Origin of the sequence: Nocardia sp. NPDC058497, from assembly GCF_042720195.1 — a bacterium.
Classification (GTDB): Bacteria; Actinomycetota; Actinomycetes; order Mycobacteriales; family Mycobacteriaceae; genus Nocardia.
This window is the reverse complement of the sequence record NZ_JBHXMY010000786.1, coordinates 1-2230: the sequence shown is the minus strand read 5'-3', so window position 1 is coordinate 2230 and position 2230 is coordinate 1. Positions and strand designations below refer to the sequence as shown.

The following is a 2230-nucleotide window of genomic DNA, read 5'->3' as shown; positions in this document are numbered from 1 at the left end:
GTGGGGGGTCGCCCTTCTTATGGCCCGGGGGTTTTTACATGCCGTCGACCGGGGTGGGGTTCGCCCCGTCGACCCGGTAGACCAGCGACTCCGGGCGGGTGGCGTCGAGGAAACTGTCGTCGCGGATGTAACCGGTGTTGACGTAGTGCTCGTAGCCGGTGGCGGCGTCCCCGATCGAACGGAAGCCGAGCGCGCCGACGGTCGTCACATCGGCGAAGGCGGGCAGCCCGGCCATGGTGCTGCGGATCAGGTCGGCCGCGCGCTGCTCTTGGTCCGCGGTTACGCCGGGCACACCGGAGACATCGATCGGCTGGGCCGGGTCGAACGGGCGCGGCCACGCGTCGCCGGTGTCACCGTGCTCGTCGCCCGCCGCGTGCGAATGTCCGTCGCCGCCTTCGTCGTGACTGTGCACGTGCCCGACGCCGTTGAGCATCGCCGCCACCGCGAGGACACCCACCGTGGCGGCCGCGATCCCGGACCGCATCGGCGGCAGGGTCGCGGTGGGCCGGAGCAGCGCGATGGCCGCACCGATCACGGCGAGCGCACCCAGCGCGGCGCACACGGTATCGGTGACACTGGGTGACTCCGCGGTCAATCCGGTGACCCACGGGATATCGGCGACACGGGTGAACGCCCACACCCCCACCGCGAACGCGTTCACCGCGACCAGCGACGTCACCACGAGCTTGCGCTCGCTCAGCAACACCGCCAAGCCGGTGGCGCACTGGATCGCGGCGAGCACGACCATCAGCCGCGCCAGCGTGGCGTGGTCGGTGTGCATTCCGGCGGCCAGAAAATGCACCGCTCCCGCCCCGACCGACGAGATCCCGCCGAGCAGCAGGAATCCGTTTCGTCCGCTCACCTGTGTCACCTCTCCCAGTTGTGTCCGCGGACACTACCGGGCAACCGTGAGAGCCGTGTGCCGGGCGGCTGAGGGAACTCTGTGACCCGCGTCTCCCCAGTCGCCGCGGGGCTGTTGCCGCATTGAGACCATTACGGTGGTTAACGATCTCCGGGCGAGTGGCGAATTCCAGAACATGAGTCTGAAAAGCACACAACGTCAACGGGTTTCGGTTCAGGTCGGGGTTGCCGCCGCAGCGGCCGTTGCCGCGCTCGTCGGGTTCAGCAGTCCGGCGGCGGCTCTGCCGTCCGATCAAGTCGTCCAGTTCAACCCGACCCTCGCCCGGGTGCCGGGGAACGGCTGCGCGGCCATCATCAACGCCGAAACGGTGCCACAGCCACAGGCCGGGCATCTCGGAGTCCGCGTGAAAATCGTCCAGACCGGCCAGAACTGTGAGGCCTACCGGGTCGCGGTGCGATGGAAGAACCTGGACACCGGTGTCGCGAACGGTCAGTCCCACAAGGTTGACAGCAACGGCGTCATCGACGCGCCCGACGGCGTGATCACCGGTATGGGCATGGGGCCCGGCCCCGGCCGAGTGGAGGCGACCCTCGTCGCCACCACCGACAGCTACCCGAACCACATGGACCTGGAACAACTCTCGGGCATGGCCTGGATCACCCTGAACAAGTAGGAAGTAGACGATGGGGGCGGATCCTGGACGGACCCGACCCCATTCGGCTGTTTGAGCGGTGACTGCACGTTCGGCTGGGAATGGCTGCACCGCAACGGATGTGATCGCCCACAGTGCGGTAGGGATGCATCGGTTCAGTTTGCTGGGTGCGGTCGGTCCGTGATCTCCTTATCGGTTCCGAACTTCGGAGCTGCTTCCAAGAGGGGATCTTTCGAATGAGTTTCATGGGTAAGGCCGGCTTCGCTGTGGCGGCGTTGGGTCTTGCGGCCGGGTCGGTGCTCGGTGCCGGTTCGGCGAACGCGGCGGGCGATCTGTGGGGTGCGTACGCATTCAGCGCGGAGCAGTGGGAGAGCTGGTCGGCGGTGGACTGGCCCACCGCGGAGGCGGCGGCCGCTTCCGTGCTGGATGGCTGCGGTGGCGGGGAGGACTGCCAGGTCATGACGTGGGCCAACGGGTGTGGGGCGTTGGTGTGGAACGACCAGGGGTGGGTCACCGGCGCGTCGGGCCCCACCCGTAGCGAGGCCATCCGCAAGGCCATCGACAAGCTGTCCAGCCGCGTCCCGATCGCCGGGCTGGCCAACTTCGGGTCCTCTGAACTCAGTGGCACCGAGGTTGTCGACGTGGTCTGCACGGCGAACGCGCGCTGATCACCGACCGGCCGAATACGGCGAACGCCGGGTGGATCGGGGGGTTGC

The 2230-nt window shown here is 68.0% G+C and carries 3 protein-coding genes; 2 read left to right on the top strand and 1 reads right to left on the bottom strand.

Features of this window, described 5'->3' with window-relative positions:
* Positions 1-34: 34 nt before the first annotated feature.
* Entirely contained in the window at positions 35-862 is an 828-nt protein-coding gene (locus ACFWPJ_RS30940) for a hypothetical protein (RefSeq protein WP_378856777.1), read from the bottom strand.
* 175 nt (positions 863-1037) lie between these two features.
* Between ACFWPJ_RS30940 and ACFWPJ_RS30935 the strand changes: the two genes are divergently transcribed.
* Both ACFWPJ_RS30935 and ACFWPJ_RS30930 read left to right on the top strand, forming a co-directional pair.
* Positions 1038-1535 carry a hypothetical protein gene (locus ACFWPJ_RS30935; protein ID WP_378856775.1) on the top strand — a complete coding sequence of 166 codons (498 nt, stop codon included), beginning with the start codon at positions 1038-1040 and terminating at the stop codon, positions 1533-1535.
* A gap of 215 nt (positions 1536-1750) precedes the next feature.
* The gene (locus ACFWPJ_RS30930) at positions 1751-2182 is read left to right on the top strand and encodes a DUF4189 domain-containing protein (protein WP_378856773.1); all 432 of its coding nucleotides are present in this window, start codon (positions 1751-1753) and stop codon (positions 2180-2182) included.
* Positions 2183-2230 lie beyond the last annotated feature (48 nt).

Coding starts and splice junctions, on each gene's coding strand:
- ACFWPJ_RS30930 (WP_378856773.1), top strand. CDS start 1,751: ATGAGTTTCATGGGTAAGGCCGGCTTCGCTGTGGCGGCGTTGGGTCTT.
- ACFWPJ_RS30935 (WP_378856775.1), top strand. CDS start 1,038: ATGAGTCTGAAAAGCACACAACGTCAACGGGTTTCGGTTCAGGTCGGG.